Raw genomic sequence first — 19,664 nt, 5'->3', positions numbered from 1 at the left:
CTCCTAGAAGTACAAAAAGCGGAGGTCGAATTCAATCGTAAAGGCTCCGCTTGTACCTGTTATTTCGAAAATGTTTTCTCCTACCGCCAATGTCATGACATTGCGGTTTGTTTGTCCGAATATAGATGACCCGTTTTTACGCGAAAAAACACCATCTAAAACAATGGTGTCATTTGTATTGCTTGATCCGTTGTATCGCCATACCTCTCCTGTTGTCCGATTTGTAATCGTGAGGTTGTTGCTTGCGCCTTTGTAATAAATGCGTAGGTAATCATGACGTCCATCCACATCTGTGTCACCCAGGTTCCATACGCTAAATCGTCGTTGCGTAAATTCGTACGAGAGAGGCACGCCAAGTGGTATATTCTGCCCGAATGCCCATACATCCTCACGAAAGGTAAAGTCGTTTCTTAGCGTCCCTAGCGACTCTGCATAGGGGCTTTTCGATATGAACGGTACTTCAAACTCTCCAACCGGGCCCGCAATTCGATTAACAGGAAAAGAAGCAGCGCATTTAACACGCCACCTCTTTCTAGATTCCTCACTTGTATAAACAATAAATTCCTCTCGGCTGTCGAAAATGCGAAACACCTGTGAGCGAAGCATTGCATAATGATAGTTATTAACGCCGGTTAAGTAAAAGCGAGCGTACAGCGTACGCCCTTCGTATGTTGTGCCTAGATCGGCATAACCATCTACACCCGGTCTTGTAGAGGTTTCTGTTACCGGGGAGGGAGAATCTACGATGAAATCAGAGCATATCAATCCTAGTTCCTCATCCAACACGTATTTCGTACCGTCTAGCCTTTCTACTGTAACAATCAACGTCTTCCCCCTCCCTTCATAATGATTTTATTTGCAGCCATATCCGCTTGCATCTGATTCAATGGCTTGAGTAACGTTCTTGCCATCGGTCGGCTATCCACGTTTAAGACAAGCTCATCAGGCATCCCTTCGAAGCCTTGTCCAACTAACTGATTAAGCTGTTGTAACAAGCTAACCACTTTGCTGTCGTTGTCTGTGAAGCCAAGGTTATCACCCGTCTCTTTCCAGATTGCTTTTTGTCTTACGCGCTTCGCTGGATCGTGAGAGATAACCGACTCTGCCCATCCACCTTCCGCAATCCAAGCTAACTGAGCCATGTCTACAATACCACCATCCGCAAAGCCAGAAGGGTTAAGCGGCCTACCGTTACGTCGCACCTCATAGTGTACGTGCGGCCCTGTACTGTCACCAGTTGAACCTACAAGTCCAATCGTTTGTCCCGGTCTGACGATATCGCCAACAGATACGAGGTTACGGCTATTGTGAGCATATCGATATTCTAATCCACCGCCTGATTGTACATAGATGACGTTTCCATAACCTGTACCCCATCCGCTTTTTGTGACTCGACCAGCGGATTGTGATGGGATTGGCGTACCGCTCGGCGCCGCCCAGTCATCACCGTTGTGGGGCTGGATTCTACCCGTTATAGGATGACGTCTAGCCGGGTTAAAGGATGACGACTTTCTAAATGGAGACGGCCAACCCGGACCATTGCCTCCACCACCTGCGCTAAAGTCAGGTAGTAAGCCTTTCACATAATCAATGACCTTATTCTTGGCATAACCAAAAGCCCCTTTTGACATCTCACCCATGCCACCAGGGAAACTAGGAGCGACAACGCCCATTGTATCCAATACTTTGTTCATGAGGTTCTTAGCACCTCCTGCCATCCAGTCCCATACGTCCATTGCTTTGTCTTTTAGGGCACCAACACCGTTTTTCACAGCGCCTACAGCACGACCGCCCATGTCCTTTGTCCAATCAATCGCGCCAGATACAAATTTACCGACGCCATTGTTATAGTGAGGTAATGAGCTTAAAAAGCTTTTCGTATCTGGACCACTCATTACAGCGGTACCTCTTGGCATGTTGACTAGCGTATTTGTATTAGGTGACATCGCTAAGCGACCATTCGGGAACTGAATCAATTCCTCCATGCCACCATCACCGACCATCGCAAGACCGCCGGGGTGTCCTCCTGTACCTTTAGCGTATTGTGGAATCTCGCTGTTGTTTAGCTGACGTCCTCTATTGCCTCCACCTGATGCACTCGCGTAGTTCGGCTTCCATTCTGGCAATCTAGTGCTTACTCCGATCTTATCAAGCACCCAATTTACGCCACGGATAACGCCGTTAACACCTACAGCTAAACCCTCTAGCATTCGGTTACTAACTGAACTAATGCCTTCCTTAACTTTGTTGGCCATGTTTTTAATCCCCGTACCAATTCTACCAGGTAAGTCTCTTGCTGCAGATACGATGTCGTCAAATGTATTCCTAACATTCGTCCACATGTTGGATACAATGTCGCTTACCCACTTCCTTGCGGTGTCGAAGCCGTTGCGGATGTTATCTCGAATCCGAGTTACGCGAGACGCGATATTTTCATAAATACGTGTCCATATAGATCGAATGAATGTCCAGACGTTATTAAAGATGCTCGATATCGTCTCTCTTGCAGAATTGAACGTGTCTCGAATGCGATTGAATATTGAAAGCACACGGTCACGAATGGCATTGAAGATACTAGTCCATACCCTTCTAATGAAAGCGAGAACGGCATTGAAAATACCCATCGTATTATTTCTGGCCATCTCCCAATGCTGACGTATCCGATTTACCGTATTTTGCACAAATGTCCTTATTGTCGTATAGATGCTGTTCCACACTCGTTTTATAAAATTCCACACAGAATTGAATATTGATCGAGTTGTGTTGAGAACAAAATTAAACGCTGATCGTACGGCATTAAAAATATTGTTTGCGGATGTACGGATAATGTTAAACAGATTCGTCCAGAGATTTGAAATGAAGTTACGTACTGTGTTAAAGATGTTTCGCGTCGTATTCCAGACATTCGTAAAAGCTGTTCGAACCGCGTTAAAGATTGTTGTTGCGACTGTACGAATGATATTGACATAAGCATTCCAGACTGTCGTAATGAAGTCCTTTACCGTGTTAAACACTGATTTCGTTGTGTTGTACGTTCTAGTAAATGCGGACTTAACAGCATTAAAAATACGACCAGCGAAATTTCTGATCGTCGTAAACATGAAATTCCATATACGTCTAATGAAGCTGGCAATTGCGTTCACAGTTCCCATCGTGTTATCTCTAGCGCCAGTCCAAGTGCGGGCAATGAATTGACCTATTGAAGTTAGTACCTTACTGAAGAAGTTATAAATACCATTCCATACATATGTTATGCCATTCCTAATGCTACCTAGTACTGAATTTACTGTTCGAATATAAGCGTTAAATCCTGCTGAAATAAGCTCACCTATTCTAATTAATACACTTGAGAAGATTCCAGTGATAAAATTCCAACCATCTGAAATGACCTTTCTTAAATTGGTGAATATATTTCCCACTGACTTCCACATGGTTGTAAAGGCTTTGATAACTGGTAAACTTATTTCTTTAACCGCTCCGAATATTTTTGTTAACCCCACCCAGAAGTCAGAAATAAAGTTCTTTATATTTCTAAATGTAAATTGGGTTATATCTACAATATAATCCCAAGCTCTTTTCAGCACTTTCCATGCAGGTTGCACACCTTTAGTGAAGAGTTTTACAACAAACTCCCAACCTTGTCTTACTAGTGACCTTAACAAGGTAAAAAACATGATTACGCCTTTTGCGATCCTTCCAAAGAACGTTAGATTAATAATTCCCCAAATAAGTTCAATGGCACCAATGAATAAATTTTTTATGCCTTCCCACATCTTAGACAGGTCGCCTGTGAATATACCAACAAAAATGCCTATAATACCCTGAATAACATTGACTGCACCATTAATAACGTTCTTTATCGCTGTCCATATCATATCAACAACAAATAAAACTGCTGGCATGACAAAGTTCACGATTGATAGGATCGTGTTAAATGCATTGGATACAGCATTGGAAATGGATTGACCTTCCTTTTGCCAAAACCCATAGATTTTATTAAACATCGTTAAAACAAACGGAACGACTGCATTTACGGCATCTTTAAGATATGGCATCGCGAATGATGCAACTTCTTTTATACCGCCTAAGACTGATTGTAATGTAGGTAAGATGTTCTTGAAATGTTCAACCATTGAGCTACCAAAACTTTGCACAATCGGTATAGCTGCTTGAAAAACATTTTTAATGATACTGAACCCATCGCTTAACGAAAGCAAAGGCAACTTACTTATAGCGTTAGATATATAGTCAAATGCTGTTACAGCAACATCTTTAAAAATTGTTATCGCATTAGGTAGTTTACTAAACGTATCACCGAACCAAGCCATTGCCGCTTGGATATGGGGTTTCATCGGCTCCATGATAGTCGCCATTGTTGACGATATGGATGACTTCAAACTATCGACAGAGCCTGTCCACGTATCTTTCATTCGCTCCATTAAACCAGCCATGGCAGCCGTCTCACCAGCAACGCCATCGGTTCCGTTTTGCATGCCCTCTACAAGCGATTCAATTGCCCAAGTAGACTCGATAGATCCACTCGAAATTTTCTTTTGCATTTCATCAACGCTTATACCCGCTTGGTTAGCCAAGATTTTAAGAGCAGGGACACCATTACCCTCTAGTCGCCTAATGGGGTCGAGGCTAGCATTGGCTGTTATTTGTAAATCTCCAAAAGCGGCCGCAATCATGTTCAACCCTTGCGATCCTTTACCAGCACCAGCGGCAGCATCACCAATTGCTTGCATTGTCGGAACTACTTTATCCGTTTCCATCCCGAATGCTACAAGGTTTCTCGCAGACTCAGCCAGATCAGGGAACGCAAAAGGTGTTGTACGCGCAAATGTAAGGACATCATCTAGAAAAGCATCTGCTTTCTCAGCATCACCCAACATGACTTCTAGGGACACACCAGCGTTTTCAATCGCAGATAACCGCGCCATCCCTGTATTGGCTAATGCACCTGTCGATAACAACCCTAGCGCCGTCGCGTACCCTTTTACGACATTCGTTGCCTCGCGGAAAGGCGATACGATTCCACCAATAACACTTCTCGATATAGAAGCCGTGGCGGTCATTACAGGTTGTGCAATCGTCCCTACAGCGTTACGGAATGTAGTTAAGCCACCCCCAAGGTTTCTCAATACGCTATTTACTCCGTTAAAAGCCGAGGTCATGATAGACGCCTGTTGAGGCATTTGGCTCGCTGTGTTTGCAACTTCTCTTCCCACTCTACGTACAGATTGAACAGAGCTAGATGACATCGTTTCGAAGTTCCTCGCCATTGCATGTGTTGATGCATTCGCTTCATTCAATGGGTTTCTTAGGGTTCGTATCGCGTTACTGAGCGTATTGGTTTGGCGAACGCCCTGTGTGCCTAATGAACGCATAGAACGATTCATATCTTCGGTTGAACGCGCGTTGTTGCGCATCGCTGATATAAATTGACGCGAGTAGTTCGTTGAGGTTCTGTTCATCTGATTAAATGAACGTGACGATTCGGTTGCCATTGCCCTTGTGCTTCTAGCAACAATTGATCCCTGTCTGGCAATATTTTGATACTGTTGAGCGGTCATTGTCCCAAACGACCGGACTTGTCCAGACGTACGGTTTACGACTCGACCAAATTCATTCGTTCGATTGGCGAGTGTAATTGAACTACGACTCGCTAACGTATTAGCTTTGGACATGTTGTTAATACGTGCTGTAACCGTCCTCGTTTGTCCATCCGCTGTTTTAAATGTTCTCGTCATTGTACGAGCGGCTTGATTTGTCTGATTCAAACCACGTGTATTCTGTACAGTACCTTGAGTCATTGACCGCAAATCTTTTATCGCTTGTCTAATAGCGGTTCTTAAACCTCTTGCATGAGCAGTGAAGTTTGCACGTAACTCACGTACAGATGTTGCCATTCTCCATCCTCCTTTCAAGGCACAATAAAAAGCACCCTGAAAGCAGGATGCTTATGCAAGAAGCTTACATAGCTTCTGATATTCTTTTGCGTCAGCCTTTAAGTACATTGTGTAATTTACGCTCCCATCAGAAAACGCAATTGCTACAACTGAATCATCTTTCTTTCTACCACCTATAGCAGCACCCACGATAGCACCAGCACCCCATGTAATTGGAGCGGTAACGATACCACCTACAACAGCGCCCGCGGCGGCTTTACCACCAGAACGCTTTCCTTTTTCTTCCCAACCCATTCCTGTTACCATAATAGATCTACTTCCAAATTGAAGTGTCCCAGACTCTTTCCCTGCCTTAATAGTTACGTTGCCTTTTTTAACTCTAGGATGACCGCCTAGATGTTCTAATTTAATTGAACCTAATGTTCTATTAGTGGTTTGTGATTTTTCATAATCGGGCATTCTTTTTTGACCGGTGTAACTTTCCTCCATTTTTTGCCACATCGGTTTGTCCCAATGAAATTTAGCCTCTTCAATCCCCTTTTCTGAATAACCTTTTTCAATTAGTCTTTGTTTCTCTTTTTCCCAACCATCTACTTTAGATTCTTGCAACCCTTTTTTCGCTTCTTTTATACTATCTTTGAATATCTCTGGGATAGCTTTTAAAGACTCCTTAAACTCTACATTTGTTTCGGCTAAGATTTCTTTCTCTGTACGATTTTTTTCTTTTCTGATAGAAGAGGTTTCACTGATATAATTTTTGACCTCGTCTTTTAGTAATGATTTCTCTGATTTATAACGAGCTTTAATAATCTGTTTTTGTTTTTTTAAATCAGTAATCAAATTATGAATGTCTTCCCTATCTCCTGTTGGTAATTTGTTCATTTTCTTCCTAAGATTCATTTCTTCTTTAAAATTCGCATCTATATCCTCGCGATATTTGCGCTGTAATTCAGTTTCCTGATTCCTCAAATCCCTTAATCCTTGAGACCTTTCATCACCATTGACTATCGATGACCAAAACCCTTGTTTCTCAGCCATAAGAAACACCTCCGCTTATTCATATAACTAGTATACGAGTAATAAGCAGAAAAGACTACATATTCAGCCTTTTTTGTTGTTCCGCTTTAAGTCTGTTCATGAGACCTTCATCCCACTTATAGACCTTCGCAGGGCCTTTCTTTTGTTGGATAAACTCTTTCGGCTTAAGCTCTTGCGCGAATTTATCTTGCGCCTTCTTCTCCTCTTTTGTTTGTGGAGTACGCGCATGTACCATCATGAGATATTCAATATACATACGCTGACGCTCTTGATCTGCTTTGCTTTCATCCTCTGTTAGTGCAGTATCCATAAAGCCTAAGAGAGTCATCGCCGACATTTGTTTAATTTGATTATAACCACCTAATTTGTTGGCTAATTTATAGCCAAAAGCCTCCTCTAAGCTGACGTCTCCTCTTCTTTCTTCTCTTTCTTGAGGAATTTGAACGCCTTCTTGGCGACGCCCAAAGACTTTTTTGCACGTTTAACCAACTTCTCCACATCATTTTCTTCTACAACTGCTTCAAAAATGTCGAATACGTCCAACACCTTTTGTTCACGTAATGTCTCTAAGTCGATATTAGATAAGACAGATAAGAGTTCAACAGCTTTACCAGGCAATTTAACTGTCAATGTTTCAAACGACGATACTAGTTTTTGTACCATTTGTTCATCACTCATGCCTTCTGATTCTTCCAAGAAATCATTTACAACGTTTAATAGCTGTTCGTCTTGCTGTAAAACGTCAAAGATTTCTTTTAGAGTCCGCATTGCTTTTTCTAATTGAAATACGCCAATCGCTTCAATTTCATGGTTAACCTTCTTTACTTCGCCTTCTTCACCTTTTACTTTTAACGAGATTGTTGTCATTTAACTTCCTCCTAATAGATAAGGGGCATAAGCCCCTTTATTCGTCTTCTTCTATCGGTTCTTCTGGTTCCCCGTCCGGCTCTTCTGGTTGTAGTTCAGGTTGTGGCTCAGGATCCGGTTGGGGCTCATTAGGGCGTATCTAATCCCGAACGATCACCAATATAGAAATAGTTTCCGTCCTTTGTTGGGTCTGCGCCGTCTTTAGGAAATACGGAAAATGTCATCGGCACATTACCTTGCTCGTTGCCAAATGATCGGTTAAAATCGCCAATCGCCGCAACTTTATAGAGATAAATATCTTGAGACGAATCAGATGCATTTCTCGGACGAATTGTTAAGGTGCGTGCTCGTTCCCTGGCAGATGAACCAATTTTTGCATCTTGCAGTCCTATTACTCGCCCATCAGTACCCTCAACCTCGCTCGCAAAAGACATAGCTGCGTGTAAGATTTTAAGCGTCTGACGTGCTGCTGAAACAACCACCTCTGCTTCCCATCCAACTAAACGTTTATCCCATGCTGTATTTCCGTAATCTAAAATAACGATGTCTTCAGTTTCTGGTGTGAGTGTCACCTCTCCACCTTCGTTTTGCATTTCATCTACACCATCAAAACGAATTTCGCTATCTAAACCCTCATCAATGATAAAAGTTGCTGGACCAAACGGAATGTCATATGGATTAAATTCTGGCATTATAATTCCTCCTTGATTTCTAATAGAGTCACATCAAAGTTGATGGACCATTGCATGAGATCGCCCTCTAGACCGATTTGTATCGGGTCTTGAACTGCGGACATTAAAAAGACGCGATAGCTCTTTTTCTCTATCCCGTCGTCTATTGATATATCAAAATTACGATCTAAACCTCGGCGGTGGAAAAGATCGAATACCTTATATGCTGCGTGTTGCGCTAAATCCCAATCAGAAGAGCGTATCCAAACCTGATAGTTAGGGTATCGCATCATAATTTCGCTTGATGAGGGACGTAATCCACCTTCGCTATAGACAGTGCCAGTATGGTCTTTTGCTGTATACTGGTCAAACGTCCACGTGAACTTAGGTAAAGCCCTAGCTAACTCTTCACGCATCCAAGCCTGTATCACTTGCGCCCCCTCCTATCCATGGTTCGTTCTAAAATGCGCTCTCCCGTTCGTTGGAAATCTTTATCCGTTACACGGATAGCTCGCTCTAAATAAAGTCTTCCTGCCCTTTCGCCTCGCCACGCTGGTTTATTGTGCGTTCTTCGCCCTCTACCACCAACGTAATAGTTATCGCCCGGCAACTTGTCGTGTACACCCATTCTAGGAGGTTCATAATGTCTTCTTAAAGCGTACTTCGAAGAAGAACCACCTTCGAATTCAAAGCCTTGACCCTTTTTCTTAGGTGGATCAAAGGAGATAGAGTCCTCTAAATCCCCTTCGTCATGATGTACAAGTGCTTTGGTGCCTTCTTCAAGCAACGAACTGTACTTGCCTAGCTCTTGAATGGCTGCACGCTCAAACCTCTTAGGCATCGCCTTAAACTCTTTTTCAAGCTCTTTCAACCCTCGCCATTGAACACTCATAAAATCGCGTCTAGCCACCGTACACCGTCCTGAAATAGACCTTCGAACCGCTAAGGTTCGTTGACTCTTCCCAGTTAACAACCTGAGCCTTGCGCTCTTGGCCGAATGTGTCTGTATACGAAATGGTTGAGTCGAAACCGAATTCAACATCAGGCGGTAAGTCAAATTCAATACTCGTTTTCTCTTCCACACCCTGACGGTTACGCACGACCCTAACTTTGTTTGTGATACGCGCTTTTGTCGGTGTTTCTTTAGGTGCTATAGGGCGACCGCGATTGTCAGTAATAGGATTGCCATTTTCATCTAATTGCGTTGTCATGACGACTACATCGTCTCTCATAGGAGGTTTCATTGTAGCCGACCCACTCTACCTTTAGACTTAAGCAAAGCCTTCACTTCTGGGGCAATTCCGTTTCCTGATAAAGAAGCAGACACGCGATTGGTAGAAAAAGAGGACACTCCTTGCCTTCGAAGCTTAGCGTATTCCTCTTCCTCTCCTTCAAGCATATACAAGAGTTGTAAGGCTACAGCACGCTCAGATAACAAAGATGGACGGAAGTGCGCTTTAAGTACCTCCTGCGCATTGAAAACATGCTTTACCTTGTCATCGGACGATAACCCATCATATAAGCCTGTAAAGGGCATTTGAGCGAGATAAGCGTTTATAGACTCATAGTCCATTCCAATCACCTACTTCTTTTTCTGCCCTTTTTCCTTTTGTTTTTCTTGAGCCTCATGTCCTTCGGAGTCCCCTTGCTTGGCTTCGGCATCTGAATCCTCCTTCTTTTCATCATCCTTCTGCTTATTCTCTTCTTTCACAGGTCCGATGATTTTAACGTAATGGATTGATTCAAGGTACTTCGCTGACTTTGTATCAATATCCAGCTTTTCGCCTTTCTTTTTTCCATCAACAATGGCATCTAATACTTCGACAGTATGTTTAGACATGCGCTACCTCCTTATGGTGTGAATACATCCAAGTGTTTAACTAAGAATGGGTTTTCGAGTACAGGGAACCCGGCACCTACCGTCTCAACGACAGATTGTACTGGTTTCTTTTGATCTTCTGCTGTCAACAAAATACCTGGTTGAAAGTTATTTTCTAGCGTTGGGCCAAGTAAGTATTTGCCTGCGCCGCTTGAAGCCATAACAATCCGATTAACAGGTAGGAACTCATTCGTAAGAATGCTTGAGGTTTCGTTATCCTTATACGTTATAGCTCGGTCTAGCACTACCTCAATTGAAGGTAAACCAAATTCTTGCAGCACGTTATTTAAATTTGCTTGGGATGCACGATTAGAACCCTCTGAACGTCCAGCCTCTGCAATAATTTGCTCGTTCTTTAACATCATTTGAAGAACCTGACGAGACAACAGCATGGTTTCAGGCAGACGGCGATTCAAATCTGAATAGGCTTGCACTTGCTCTTCTAAGAACCCTAAGATATCAAAGTCAGGAGAACTAAAATCATTGCCACCTGTAAGAGCTACTTTGTTTTCAGCGGGGATGCCAAAGTCGAAATCAAACTTAATTTTGTTACGGTTAGTAGATAACTCTCCTTTACAAAGTGCCTCAGCTTTCGCCAATTGAATAAGGCGGCGCGTCGCATCCACAATATCTACAGCACGTACCGTAATACGATCAACAGCATCTTGATAGCGAGCATTATTCATTGCCTCATGAAGCGCCTCAATCTCGCTATACGTTACAATGTCTTGTAGACCGAACTGGGCAATTTCGCCCATGTACGAAGCCATTTCGTTACGATCAACGGTCGGTGGTTCTGAACCTTTCCCGATGTAACCGGCTAGGAAATTATTTGTCTTGATGATGTCACCAGCGAAGTTACGCGAGAACACGGGCTCTGTTGGCAAAAAGCGATCTGCAAATGAAATGGGAGCATCTTGCTCCGACTCATCGACCAACGCACGAAGCGCTGGCTGTTGGAATTCTTCTAAGTGTGTAATACCTGGCATTTTGTTTCCTCCTCGTTTTTAAACATAAAAAATACGCCTTGTTTGGCGTTTAGATGTGTTTTATATAGCGAATAAGCGGTCTTGTAAGTTCTTTGAATTTCTCTGTTACCGTATCAGGAAGCTTTGCTTCATAAACTGATGCTTTGATAAGTACCTCACCAATGATGACGTCATGCTTACCATCAACGTTTACATCAACATTTAATAACGCAAAATCATCATACCCCTCTGGTTTTGATCCCTCTTCGCCATCTGAATAAACCTCGTATTTACCAGTCCCAAGGTTCCGACAAACTGGCGTTCCAACAGGTAAGTATTTCGCTCCTGTATGCTCTGCATCGAGCGTAATACCGTGTTCAGTCCACTGCAAATCTCGCGAAGCGAGGATATTGATACCGCCTTTAAATTCAGTACGGCCGTGTTTTAACGTATAAGACATGTGTTATTCCCCTTTCCGATTTTTGTTTCGTCTTGCTTGGATACGAGCGTAAGAACTTTTACCAACCTCGTAACCATCTGGCTTTTTCGTTCTACTATTATTCTTTTGTTTCACTCCTGGTCCATAACCAGATTTAGAAGGTTCCTCTTCCTCCTCTTTTTCAGTGAAGTACTCTGGAAACTCTTCTGCTAGGTCTTCGAATAGCTCCTCTAAGTTCGTTGGTTCGCCATCATCATCCAACTCAATCTCATCAATACTGATAAGCTTCGTTGCGAGTTTAGCGTTGAACTTATTTTCCATAGCGTATTCTTTGACCGCTGCCCTCTTCTCTTTACGTTCAGCGCGGGCGAGACGCTTTCCATACTCGTCCAACTTAGAGTCTGCTTTATTGTCATCCTCTTCGTCGTCTGGATCTTCCTTGCTTGCGGCTTCTTGTTTAAGGCGCTCATATTCTTCTAGGTCAACGTCTTTATATTTTTTCAGTCGCTTCCCTAGTTTCCCCTTCATGTCTGCTTCATATTGCTTTTTAAATTCTGGATTCTTCAGTAACTCGGCGAGGTCAGGAGTATCGTCCCCTTGGTCGTCGTCTGGATCATCATCCTTACCACCATCAGCAAACATTTGAAGGTTCATATCTAAACGTAGCGCTCTTTTCTTAAACAATGGTTTAGCAAACATAATCTTTCTCCTTTCGTCTGCACGTCTGGTGTGCGATCCCGTTACTCGTACATGTTTATAGTGTCCCAGCACGGTTTGACACGACAAATAAGCCACTATCCACTAGAGGCTTTTGCGTTTCGTTTGATTGCTCGCATTTCTGCTTTCTTATCTCGAAAATTAAGCGAGTTGGCTTTCTTCATACGTCTAAAGGCGCCTAATGTCTTAGGGGCATCATCACCTAGCAACATGACCATTTCAGCGTATTGTTTCTTTTCGGCGTTACGTTGTACACGTTGTTTTTGCTCTCTTTCATACGCTCTCTTTTGTGTAGGGGAGCGAACATCCTTTACAGGATCAAAGGCTTTCCATCGGTCTTTTTCTTCCTGAATCTCTCGAGGTGTCTTGTATTCCAATACAAAAGGCCTGCACGTACAACGGCAGTTCGGATGAAACGGCGGTAGCTTGATATTGTTATCATTGATTGACGCGAAGCCTTCATGCTCACCTGTTAAGCTTACGACTAAGTTCTGATACCGAGCGCATACCTGACACGTTTGCCCCTGACCGCTTATCTTGACGGTTGTCACTCCGTTTTCGGTGTAGCGATTAACAGCGCCCTTTGTGTTAGCGTCCCTCAGTTTCGTTCGAACCACTGTACTAGAATAAAAGTCGATTGGTAACAGCTTCCCATCAATAGTACGATGACCGACAATGCCATGTTCTTTAAATCTCTGGCTGATGCGAGCGGATATCACGCGATTATGATCACCTTGAATAGACCCACGCGCCATATCATCTTTAAAGGTCTGTCTGACCTGATTAATATCAGCGGCCATATAACTCTTGGCAACTTCGAGCGAAGCTCGTATGTCTTCCATTCCACTGTTTGTGATCTCAAATAAAGCCTCTCGGTGTAACTTACGCTGTAGAATGGGACGAATAACCGCTTGGTCACTCTTCACAATGCCAGCGACCGCCAACCCCTCTTCCCTTAGCAGCGTATTACCTGTTATCAAACCAGACGTATACGCTTCTAGGATTTCGTTAGGCAAGACTTCTTCAATGGCTATTCCTAAACTATCGAGTGTGTCAGAGATTGAACGTATAAGCTCCTGTGCGCCTCTGTCGGTCGATAAACCTTCTATACTACCGACGTTACGGTAAATGTCTTCTAGAGCATCAGAGAAGTAGCGTAGAAGTTGGTCAATGTTCATTCTTCATCGCTCGTCAACGGTTGGTCGCGGTTATCAAGGTAACTCGACAACGTGCCACCACCAAATGTATTAGGCGTTTCTGATGCCATTTCTAAGCGCTCTAGCTCTTGTTGTATCCACTCTTCTGATGCCAGAGGGTTACAGTTGCGCACAGTTGTTTCAAGGCTCTGCGTGCCTTTCTCGTAAGCCATCGCGTTCTCTTCCAGCAATTCTTTGCGGCTAATTGGAATCATAGAACGAATTGCAATGTCCGGTTCCTCAATCATTACCGCCTCATCCTCTTCTGCCATGAGCCACAAAATATTTTCATAGAGCTGTTGGAGGAAGTAGATGTACTCGCTTTGTATCTGCTCCGCTTTTAGAATGGATGTTAGAAGGTCGTAGAACTTCGCTACACCACTTTGAGCGGATGCGGTACCAGTTGACTCACCTAAGTAGTAATCAATCGCCTTTGAGCTTGTACGCGTTTCTGACAGAACCATCTGCATAAGGTTGCGCACAGTCTCAATGTCACCAATCTTGCTCGTATCAATTTGAATGATCTCAAGCGCTTTTCCGTTCTCATCAAACGTTGTGATCTCTAAATCGCGATGATCAATCTTTTTCTCCGGGTTGTCTTCCCCATAGCGTTGAGCCGCTAACTCTTCCAATCTACTGAATACTTCTTCACTCACTGCGATACGAGGTTTACCATTACGCTCAAAAGTTATAGCCGAGCGCGTTAGTGTCCAGTTGATTTCATCCTGCTTTCCTTCTATGCCTTTAAGGCAACTACGACCTAGCGGGTTTCGGAATGTCTTCTCGTTTGCCCAATACACAACAAATGGACGGTTGCGCCCTTTGTATACCTTCTTGAGATCCTTCATACCAAGTAGCTGTTTCGCTTCCTCTTCATCAACAGGGATAAACTCAGTGCTGTTGTCCTCACCCATAAAGAGTAGATGTTCAGTGTGCAATCCATCTTTCTCCACTCGTTCACGGTAAACGTGTAAATAGCGGTCGTCATAGATCTTGCGATCATAAACCAGATCTACACCCAAATCGTCATCGTGCGGAAAATAAACGTCACGCTGTTTCATTTCCATACGTGGGCCCAGTTCGTCGATCCATACACAACCAACCAAACCACCATCTACCTGATGCTGAACTATGTTCGTCCAATGTTCGGTACGAAGCTTGCTGTTCTTCTCAATTTGTTCAATGATCTCTTGTTGCGCGTCCAGTATTTCAGCATTTAGCGAGTTGTCATCTGGTCCCTCTATCATGCTGTCTGTTTCGTCGTCCAGCTCTTCGATCTGTTCTTGTCGTCTTAAAAGCGAGGATGTGACCGAACCAATCGAACGAGCAACGAGTACCGCAGGTATCTCTGGTATTAACTTACTCACATTCGCTATGATGTAAGGCGTCTGTATTTGTTGTGCTACATGATTCCCCTCTGCGATTGCGTCTGTGATCTCGCCTTGTTGCGCTAGTCGTTTAGCGCGTGGGAACAATTCAATATGATTACCTTCGTACAGGTCGCGGTACCGCTCAATGCTTCCGTGTGTCTCTTCTATGATGCTCTTGTCAAACTTGTCCCATGTTCTTAATGCCATGTGTCACCTCCTACCAAGGGTTTGTTGAACTTAACCCCGCTTTCTTTGCAAATATAATGGTGTTCACAAAATAACGATCACCGTCCATATGATGATCGTTTTGCTTGATTGGTTTATCTTCGCCGCGTTTAGCCGCTTTCTGATCCCACGTATAGGAGCTGAACTCCTTAAATGTTTCAATGCAACAGTCGTTGTAGAGAATGAGCATACGGTTCAGCGCGCTTGCTACGTTCTGTATACCGTTCGCTACATCGTTCTTTGCGTCTTGCACCCTAAAGCTATCTCTTTTAAGCTGAGCCTTAAAACTAGCAGCAGAGGGATCGACAATGACAGAGGATATGCGATAACCATTTGTAAACTCTTTTAGATCACGGCTATACTCAACGTCCGTCTTCTGTTTGCCTTTCTCGCGACCATCGTAGTGGTATTCTTTCACCTTATACCACGTGTTCTTTTCCTTGCCCCACAATCCAAATGTCGTAGGGTTCTGCGTTCCGTAGTCAATCGATACATAAAACTGCGAATAGCGCCGTTCCTCTGTAGGTACGACGTGATAATCTTTATTAAACATGTCATAGATAACGCCCTCAGCGAGTACCCATAGACCTAAGATATAGCGCTTATAGAATATGCCCGTGTACATCCGCTTGTATCGCTCTTTAATCGCTTTTGAGAGCGAAAGGTTATCATCCATCGTAAAGTGTAAATGTAGCAGTCTTTTTTCGTGCTTAAGATCAAGAAACTTCGTTTTGAACCAATGATGCGGTCCAGCAGGATTGCAGTTATACCACATCTTCGACCCGTCCACCGAACAACGCGCGGTTGCTTGGTTAACAAATGATTCAGGCATGAGCGCGACCTCATCAAAGAACATACCCGCAAGGGTAATACCTTGGATTAAGTCTTGACTACTTTCATCCTTACCACCAAAGATATAGAAGTAATTTGCCTTACCTCTGAATGTAATGGACAAATAGTTATCTGCGCGGTGATCCTTAACGTGATAGCCCCTAGACTTGAGCATTCGCTTTAACGGTGTAATAACGTTCCGTCTAAGCGCTCCTATCGTCTTACCAGACATGCCAAGGTTTTCCTCGTTGAATGTCTCCATTGCCCACATAATGTACGAGAGAGACATGACAACCGTCTTACCCGCTCGGACTGAACCATCACATATGATGCCATCGTTATCTTTAAAAGGCGATGCATCTTGCCACCATGTTAATACCTTGAGTTGCTTCGTGCTGAACGGTTTAAATTTAAACAGCGCAGGTTTAAGCTTCTTCATCGTTCCACACCTGCTCACTAGCGCCCTTTATCGCATCCATAAAGCCGTCATCTTCGTACTCTTCTTCATCATTAGAGAGGAGACTGACTTCCGCTTTTGTCTTGTTAACGTTAAGCTGCAACTGTTCTAACTTGAGTCTGCGAGTATCATCTTCATGTGCCATATCGTTAAACTGTTTAATGGATGAGCGTAACTCTGCAATAGCTCTAGACTGCGCGCTCAAGAAGTTTGCTTGCTTATCCCATGCATATTGATTGTCGTATTGAAGCTCTTCTGCAAAAGCAACCTTTACCAAGTTACCTTCTGAATCGACTTTCAAGCCACCCTTAACTTTCGTGAGCGCCCTTGTAGAATCATTGGCATCGTTCACCCACATAATCTTTTGAGAACGCAAAATTGCGGCGTATTGTATTTGTATCTGATCCCACAAAAGATCAACAGGGTTTGCATCTTCAAGCATACCGATGATCTCCAATGTTTCTTTTGGCATGTAACGAGAAAAAAGCCCGTGCTTTAGCGCGGCACTGTTCCGTTCGGTAAATTGATTTTGTGGATTGGGATTACCACTCCGATTCTGTTGTTTCTTTCTTGATTTATCTGGTGCGCTCTTTTTAGTAACGCTCCCTTTGCCATTAGTAACGTTACCATTGCGCTCCCATTCATCATGGCTCTTCCATTTGCGTATCTGAGACGGGGAACAACCTAACTCCTCCGCTATCTCTTTCAACGGCTTCTTTGTCTCTTTCCATATCTCATACGCTTCGTCTCTTCTTGGATCTCTCTGTCTAGCCATCTACATACACCTCTGCCCCCTTCTTTGCTGATCTATTTAAATAATGCCACTATACAAACCTACCGGCTTTGTATATCTATCATCGTTAACCAATAAGCGAATAAATTCATCTTTGTGTTCCAGATAGAACTCGCGCTCTTTATCGGTCATAGGTACAGACTCCGCTAAGTACTTCTTATCTAATCGTCTTGCAGTCAGCTTTATCCGCTCTCCATCCTCGAATTTTATCGTTTCAACTGAGAATTGAATTGCACTGTTTTCCATTACCACAGATGCAGCAGGTGCCGCCCAATCTACACATGGTGTACCTACAACTCCACCAGTTTTATACCCTTTATAAACTCCATAACAATTCATCATTTCACCCCTCAATTTTCATAATAAAAAAGCAGCCCCTCGGACTACTTTGCGTGGTATTTCATGTATCTCGCTTCTAAAGCTTGCGTTACGGCTACTGTCTCACCCTCTGTGATGGTCTTGTTCTTGATCTTAGGCAGAATCGTATGTAGCCATTGCGCGAATTCCCTGTCTTGTTTCATGCGTTCCGCTTCAAGCTCAATGATTACGTTTAAATCAGGTATCTTCTTTTTCTTCACAACCGCTCACCTCTTTTTCCATATCTTACATTATTCCCGATCTAGCGACAATAAGGCTCTTGTGATACTTTCTATAGCTTGCTCTTCAAACACACAACCGCCCCCTATATCTTCTTTATCCTTGTTGATAGGCATAGTGTGTATGTGTAATAACTCATGTACTAACGTATGCTCCATGTCATTGAGAGGAAATCCATCTGAGCCGTTCCAATCCATCGGATCTAGTATTTTAATTGCCGCTTCTCTCGACTCGTAAAGAGCATGTATTTCACCAGCGCGACCAGTAACTTCAAATTCAACCAGCCGTTTTATCTTAGCTGTGATGATCCAATCCCTCAGTCTAAGTTTTCCTTGCCAGTATTCTAAACGCTCTTGCAACTGTTCTTGCGTCAATATGACCTCTTCCACCTAAACCCCTCCTCTTTAACACACAAAAAGAGAACCGCCTCGTAAGGTAGTCCTCTTTTCAGGTATCACATTCTGACTTTCTGAACAATTCTATTAGATATTTGAACAATTCTGTTACTCGCGTTTATTTGTTTGTCTTTTTCAACCTCAAATTTTTCAGAATCTGTCTTGATGTTAACTGTATCAAGAGTATCAGACATACCTTGAGTAGCGTCGACAAACTGCCTATAAGCTTCGATTAGCTCATTGTGCTCTTGTTTCAATTCAATGGGAGCTTCAAGCCTCTTTAAATCCTTAAACTGATTTTCAAATTCCATTATACCTTCTTTATAAATCTCTTTCACTGCTATAACTTCACTTAACCCTTTCGGTTCAGCAGTTTTAAACTTTTCGCTTGTAGCGGTCATCCTTTGTCCTATTGCCGCAACAGCAAGCATGTATTTCTTAATAGCTTGGTTTAATTTAACTTTCAATACAAAAACCCCCTTTCCGCACTATTCGACATCAAAGAGGATTATCCTGTTATTTTTTCACACACCCTGCCCCATACGTACAAAACATTCTTGTCTTTTCCTCTGTCTCGTATATCTTCTGGGCAAATACGCATTTTACGCAATCTTTATTGGGATCGATCTTCTTCATGTTTATTCTCCTTAAGAGCGAATATAAAAAGACGTCCGCTAGGACGCCTTTACTTAGCTGAATCGACTACCGCCTTGAATAAGTAGTCCTTTACACGTTGTTCTTTCGGTAACTCGCTATAAGCGACGAAACAAGGATGCTCTTTCTTCTCTGGATCTTTTATAGCTCCATACTTCCATCCGTTCTCTTGTTTATCTTTCATCCAGTTCTCATGGGATTGTTCTGGCGTCACATCATTTTCTAAGTGAAAACAAACGCCATTGATTGCACTATCCTTTTGCCACTGCGGAGCTTCCTCCCATTTCGGTTGGCTCTGATCTCCTGTTGCTTGACAATAGGCACGATTGACTTCATGCGCTGTTTTCGCTATTTGTTCTATGTTCATTTAATTCATCTCCTTTTAATATAAAAAGCGCATACGGCTATTAAGCTCGTACACGCTTCTTTTTTGTTTGTTCATCGGGTTAGGATTTGCACCTAACAAAGTATAGGATAGGCGTGACATCAGACGCCTCGTTTTACTGCTATGGGTAGGTGTACGGTTACTCAAAAGAGCAAAGGACACGACTTTCCACCTCTATTCGGCTGTGTTCCTACCTTACTTACTGATCCCCGAATAGCTCTCCTATACCTGATTAACGTCTACCTATTCCGTCACCGATGTGTAGTTTTT

23 protein-coding genes are annotated in these 19,664 nt (G+C 43.1%); all 23 read right to left on the bottom strand.

The genetic code is table 11. The features are described 5' to 3' along the window. Positions 1 to 3: 3 nt before the first annotated feature. Positions 4 to 825, bottom strand: a complete 822-nt coding sequence (locus tag FPV17_RS06430) for a phage tail family protein (RefSeq protein ID WP_144558540.1) — start codon at positions 823 to 825, stop codon at positions 4 to 6. Continuing rightward, complete coding sequence (locus FPV17_RS06425; protein WP_144558539.1) at positions 822 to 5,912, bottom strand: peptidoglycan DD-metalloendopeptidase family protein; 5,091 nt, start codon at positions 5,910 to 5,912, stop codon at positions 822 to 824. The genes FPV17_RS06430 and FPV17_RS06425 overlap by 4 nt, the downstream gene beginning before the upstream one ends. A 51-nt stretch (positions 5,913 to 5,963) precedes the next feature. After that, complete coding sequence (locus tag FPV17_RS06420; protein ID WP_144558538.1) at positions 5,964 to 6,950, bottom strand: hypothetical protein; 987 nt, start codon at positions 6,948 to 6,950, stop codon at positions 5,964 to 5,966. 55 nt (positions 6,951 to 7,005) lie between these two features. Further along, on the bottom strand, positions 7,006 to 7,206 hold the full coding sequence (locus tag FPV17_RS06415; protein ID WP_144558537.1) for a hypothetical protein: 201 nt from the start codon (positions 7,204 to 7,206) through the stop codon (positions 7,006 to 7,008). A gap of 140 nt (positions 7,207 to 7,346) precedes the next feature. Further along, on the bottom strand, positions 7,347 to 7,817 hold the full coding sequence (locus FPV17_RS06410) for a hypothetical protein (RefSeq protein ID WP_144558536.1): 471 nt from the start codon (positions 7,815 to 7,817) through the stop codon (positions 7,347 to 7,349). A 128-nt stretch (positions 7,818 to 7,945) separates the two neighbouring features. Next, complete coding sequence (locus FPV17_RS06405; RefSeq protein WP_144558535.1) at positions 7,946 to 8,509, bottom strand: hypothetical protein; 564 nt, start codon at positions 8,507 to 8,509, stop codon at positions 7,946 to 7,948. Then, complete coding sequence (locus tag FPV17_RS06400) at positions 8,509 to 8,919, bottom strand: hypothetical protein (protein WP_144558534.1); 411 nt, start codon at positions 8,917 to 8,919, stop codon at positions 8,509 to 8,511. Before FPV17_RS06400 ends, FPV17_RS06405 begins: the two co-directional genes overlap by 1 nt. Continuing rightward, complete coding sequence (locus FPV17_RS06395; protein WP_144558533.1) at positions 8,916 to 9,398, bottom strand: HK97 gp10 family phage protein; 483 nt, start codon at positions 9,396 to 9,398, stop codon at positions 8,916 to 8,918. The genes FPV17_RS06400 and FPV17_RS06395 overlap by 4 nt, the downstream gene beginning before the upstream one ends. Further along, complete coding sequence (locus tag FPV17_RS06390) at positions 9,391 to 9,732, bottom strand: hypothetical protein (protein ID WP_144558532.1); 342 nt, start codon at positions 9,730 to 9,732, stop codon at positions 9,391 to 9,393. Before FPV17_RS06390 ends, FPV17_RS06395 begins: the two co-directional genes overlap by 8 nt. Continuing rightward, complete coding sequence (locus FPV17_RS06385) at positions 9,729 to 10,061, bottom strand: hypothetical protein (protein ID WP_144558531.1); 333 nt, start codon at positions 10,059 to 10,061, stop codon at positions 9,729 to 9,731. Before FPV17_RS06385 ends, FPV17_RS06390 begins: the two co-directional genes overlap by 4 nt. Positions 10,062 to 10,070: 9 nt before the next feature. Then, entirely contained in the window at positions 10,071 to 10,328 is a 258-nt protein-coding gene (locus FPV17_RS06380; RefSeq protein ID WP_144558530.1) for a hypothetical protein, read from the bottom strand. 11 nt (positions 10,329 to 10,339) lie between these two features. Further along, a complete protein-coding gene (locus FPV17_RS06375; protein ID WP_144558529.1) occupies positions 10,340 to 11,356 on the bottom strand; it encodes a major capsid protein in 1,017 nt (338 codons plus the stop codon). 49 nt (positions 11,357 to 11,405) lie between these two features. Beyond that, positions 11,406 to 11,795: a hypothetical protein gene (locus tag FPV17_RS06370; protein WP_144558528.1), complete on the bottom strand. Its 390-nt coding sequence runs from the start codon at positions 11,793 to 11,795 to the stop codon at positions 11,406 to 11,408. A gap of 3 nt (positions 11,796 to 11,798) precedes the next feature. After that, positions 11,799 to 12,473 (bottom strand): hypothetical protein, encoded by a 675-nt coding sequence (locus tag FPV17_RS06365; protein ID WP_144558527.1) that lies wholly within the window; start codon positions 12,471 to 12,473, stop codon positions 11,799 to 11,801. 95 nt (positions 12,474 to 12,568) lie between these two features. Further along, positions 12,569 to 13,669, bottom strand: coding sequence for a phage minor capsid protein (locus FPV17_RS06360; protein WP_144558526.1), 1,101 nt, complete (start codon positions 13,667 to 13,669; stop codon positions 12,569 to 12,571). Next, positions 13,666 to 15,264, bottom strand: coding sequence for a hypothetical protein (locus FPV17_RS06355; protein ID WP_144558525.1), 1,599 nt, complete (start codon positions 15,262 to 15,264; stop codon positions 13,666 to 13,668). The genes FPV17_RS06360 and FPV17_RS06355 overlap by 4 nt, the downstream gene beginning before the upstream one ends. 10 nt (positions 15,265 to 15,274) lie before the next feature. After that, positions 15,275 to 16,552 carry a PBSX family phage terminase large subunit gene (locus FPV17_RS06350; protein ID WP_144558524.1) on the bottom strand — a complete coding sequence of 426 codons (1,278 nt, stop codon included), beginning with the start codon at positions 16,550 to 16,552 and terminating at the stop codon, positions 15,275 to 15,277. Next, positions 16,539 to 17,345 carry a phage terminase small subunit gene (gene terS / locus FPV17_RS06345; RefSeq protein WP_144558523.1) on the bottom strand — a complete coding sequence of 269 codons (807 nt, stop codon included), beginning with the start codon at positions 17,343 to 17,345 and terminating at the stop codon, positions 16,539 to 16,541. Before terS ends, FPV17_RS06350 begins: the two co-directional genes overlap by 14 nt. A 36-nt stretch (positions 17,346 to 17,381) precedes the next feature. Beyond that, positions 17,382 to 17,705 (bottom strand): hypothetical protein, encoded by a 324-nt coding sequence (locus tag FPV17_RS06340; RefSeq protein WP_144558522.1) that lies wholly within the window; start codon positions 17,703 to 17,705, stop codon positions 17,382 to 17,384. A gap of 41 nt (positions 17,706 to 17,746) precedes the next feature. Further along, positions 17,747 to 17,941 (bottom strand): hypothetical protein, encoded by a 195-nt coding sequence (locus FPV17_RS06335; protein WP_144558521.1) that lies wholly within the window; start codon positions 17,939 to 17,941, stop codon positions 17,747 to 17,749. A 30-nt stretch (positions 17,942 to 17,971) separates the two neighbouring features. Beyond that, positions 17,972 to 18,349 carry a hypothetical protein gene (locus FPV17_RS06330; protein ID WP_144558520.1) on the bottom strand — a complete coding sequence of 126 codons (378 nt, stop codon included), beginning with the start codon at positions 18,347 to 18,349 and terminating at the stop codon, positions 17,972 to 17,974. Positions 18,350 to 18,414: 65 nt separating this feature from the next. Beyond that, complete coding sequence (locus tag FPV17_RS06325; protein WP_144558519.1) at positions 18,415 to 18,822, bottom strand: hypothetical protein; 408 nt, start codon at positions 18,820 to 18,822, stop codon at positions 18,415 to 18,417. A 218-nt stretch (positions 18,823 to 19,040) separates the two neighbouring features. Further along, on the bottom strand, positions 19,041 to 19,376 hold the full coding sequence (locus tag FPV17_RS06320; protein ID WP_144558518.1) for a RyR domain-containing protein: 336 nt from the start codon (positions 19,374 to 19,376) through the stop codon (positions 19,041 to 19,043). Positions 19,377 to 19,664: the final 288 nt, after the last annotated feature.

Origin of the sequence: Shouchella miscanthi (assembly GCF_007725405.1) — a bacterium.
Classification (GTDB): Bacteria; Bacillota; Bacilli; order Bacillales; family Bacillaceae_D; genus Shouchella; species Shouchella hunanensis.
The sequence above is the reverse complement of the archived record's forward strand: the minus strand, read 5'-3'. Positions and strand labels throughout refer to the sequence as shown.

Excerpts from the sequence above, each read along its gene's own strand:
- FPV17_RS06385 (WP_144558531.1), bottom strand. The coding sequence starts at position 10,061 with ATGGACTATGAGTCTATAAACGCTTATCTCGCTCAAATGCCCTTTACA.
- FPV17_RS06380 (WP_144558530.1), bottom strand. The coding sequence starts at position 10,328 with ATGTCTAAACATACTGTCGAAGTATTAGATGCCATTGTTGATGGAAAA.
- FPV17_RS06370 (WP_144558528.1), bottom strand. The coding sequence starts at position 11,795 with ATGTCTTATACGTTAAAACACGGCCGTACTGAATTTAAAGGCGGTATC.
- FPV17_RS06340 (WP_144558522.1), bottom strand. The coding sequence starts at position 17,705 with ATGATGAATTGTTATGGAGTTTATAAAGGGTATAAAACTGGTGGAGTT.
- FPV17_RS06410 (WP_144558536.1), bottom strand. The coding sequence starts at position 7,817 with ATGACAACAATCTCGTTAAAAGTAAAAGGTGAAGAAGGCGAAGTAAAG.
- FPV17_RS06360 (WP_144558526.1), bottom strand. The coding sequence starts at position 13,669 with ATGAACATTGACCAACTTCTACGCTACTTCTCTGATGCTCTAGAAGAC.
- FPV17_RS06405 (WP_144558535.1), bottom strand. The coding sequence starts at position 8,509 with ATGCCAGAATTTAATCCATATGACATTCCGTTTGGTCCAGCAACTTTT.
- FPV17_RS06355 (WP_144558525.1), bottom strand. The coding sequence starts at position 15,264 with ATGGCATTAAGAACATGGGACAAGTTTGACAAGAGCATCATAGAAGAG.
- FPV17_RS06425 (WP_144558539.1), bottom strand. The coding sequence starts at position 5,912 with ATGGCAACATCTGTACGTGAGTTACGTGCAAACTTCACTGCTCATGCA.
- FPV17_RS06375 (WP_144558529.1), bottom strand. The coding sequence starts at position 11,356 with ATGCCAGGTATTACACACTTAGAAGAATTCCAACAGCCAGCGCTTCGT.
- FPV17_RS06365 (WP_144558527.1), bottom strand. The coding sequence starts at position 12,473 with ATGTTTGCTAAACCATTGTTTAAGAAAAGAGCGCTACGTTTAGATATG.
- FPV17_RS06420 (WP_144558538.1), bottom strand. The coding sequence starts at position 6,950 with ATGGCTGAGAAACAAGGGTTTTGGTCATCGATAGTCAATGGTGATGAA.
- FPV17_RS06415 (WP_144558537.1), bottom strand. The coding sequence starts at position 7,206 with ATGTATATTGAATATCTCATGATGGTACATGCGCGTACTCCACAAACA.
- terS (WP_144558523.1), bottom strand. The coding sequence starts at position 17,345 with ATGGCTAGACAGAGAGATCCAAGAAGAGACGAAGCGTATGAGATATGG.
- FPV17_RS06390 (WP_144558532.1), bottom strand. The coding sequence starts at position 9,732 with ATGAAACCTCCTATGAGAGACGATGTAGTCGTCATGACAACGCAATTA.
- FPV17_RS06320 (WP_144558518.1), bottom strand. The coding sequence starts at position 19,376 with ATGAACATAGAACAAATAGCGAAAACAGCGCATGAAGTCAATCGTGCC.
- FPV17_RS06350 (WP_144558524.1), bottom strand. The coding sequence starts at position 16,552 with ATGAAGAAGCTTAAACCTGCGCTGTTTAAATTTAAACCGTTCAGCACG.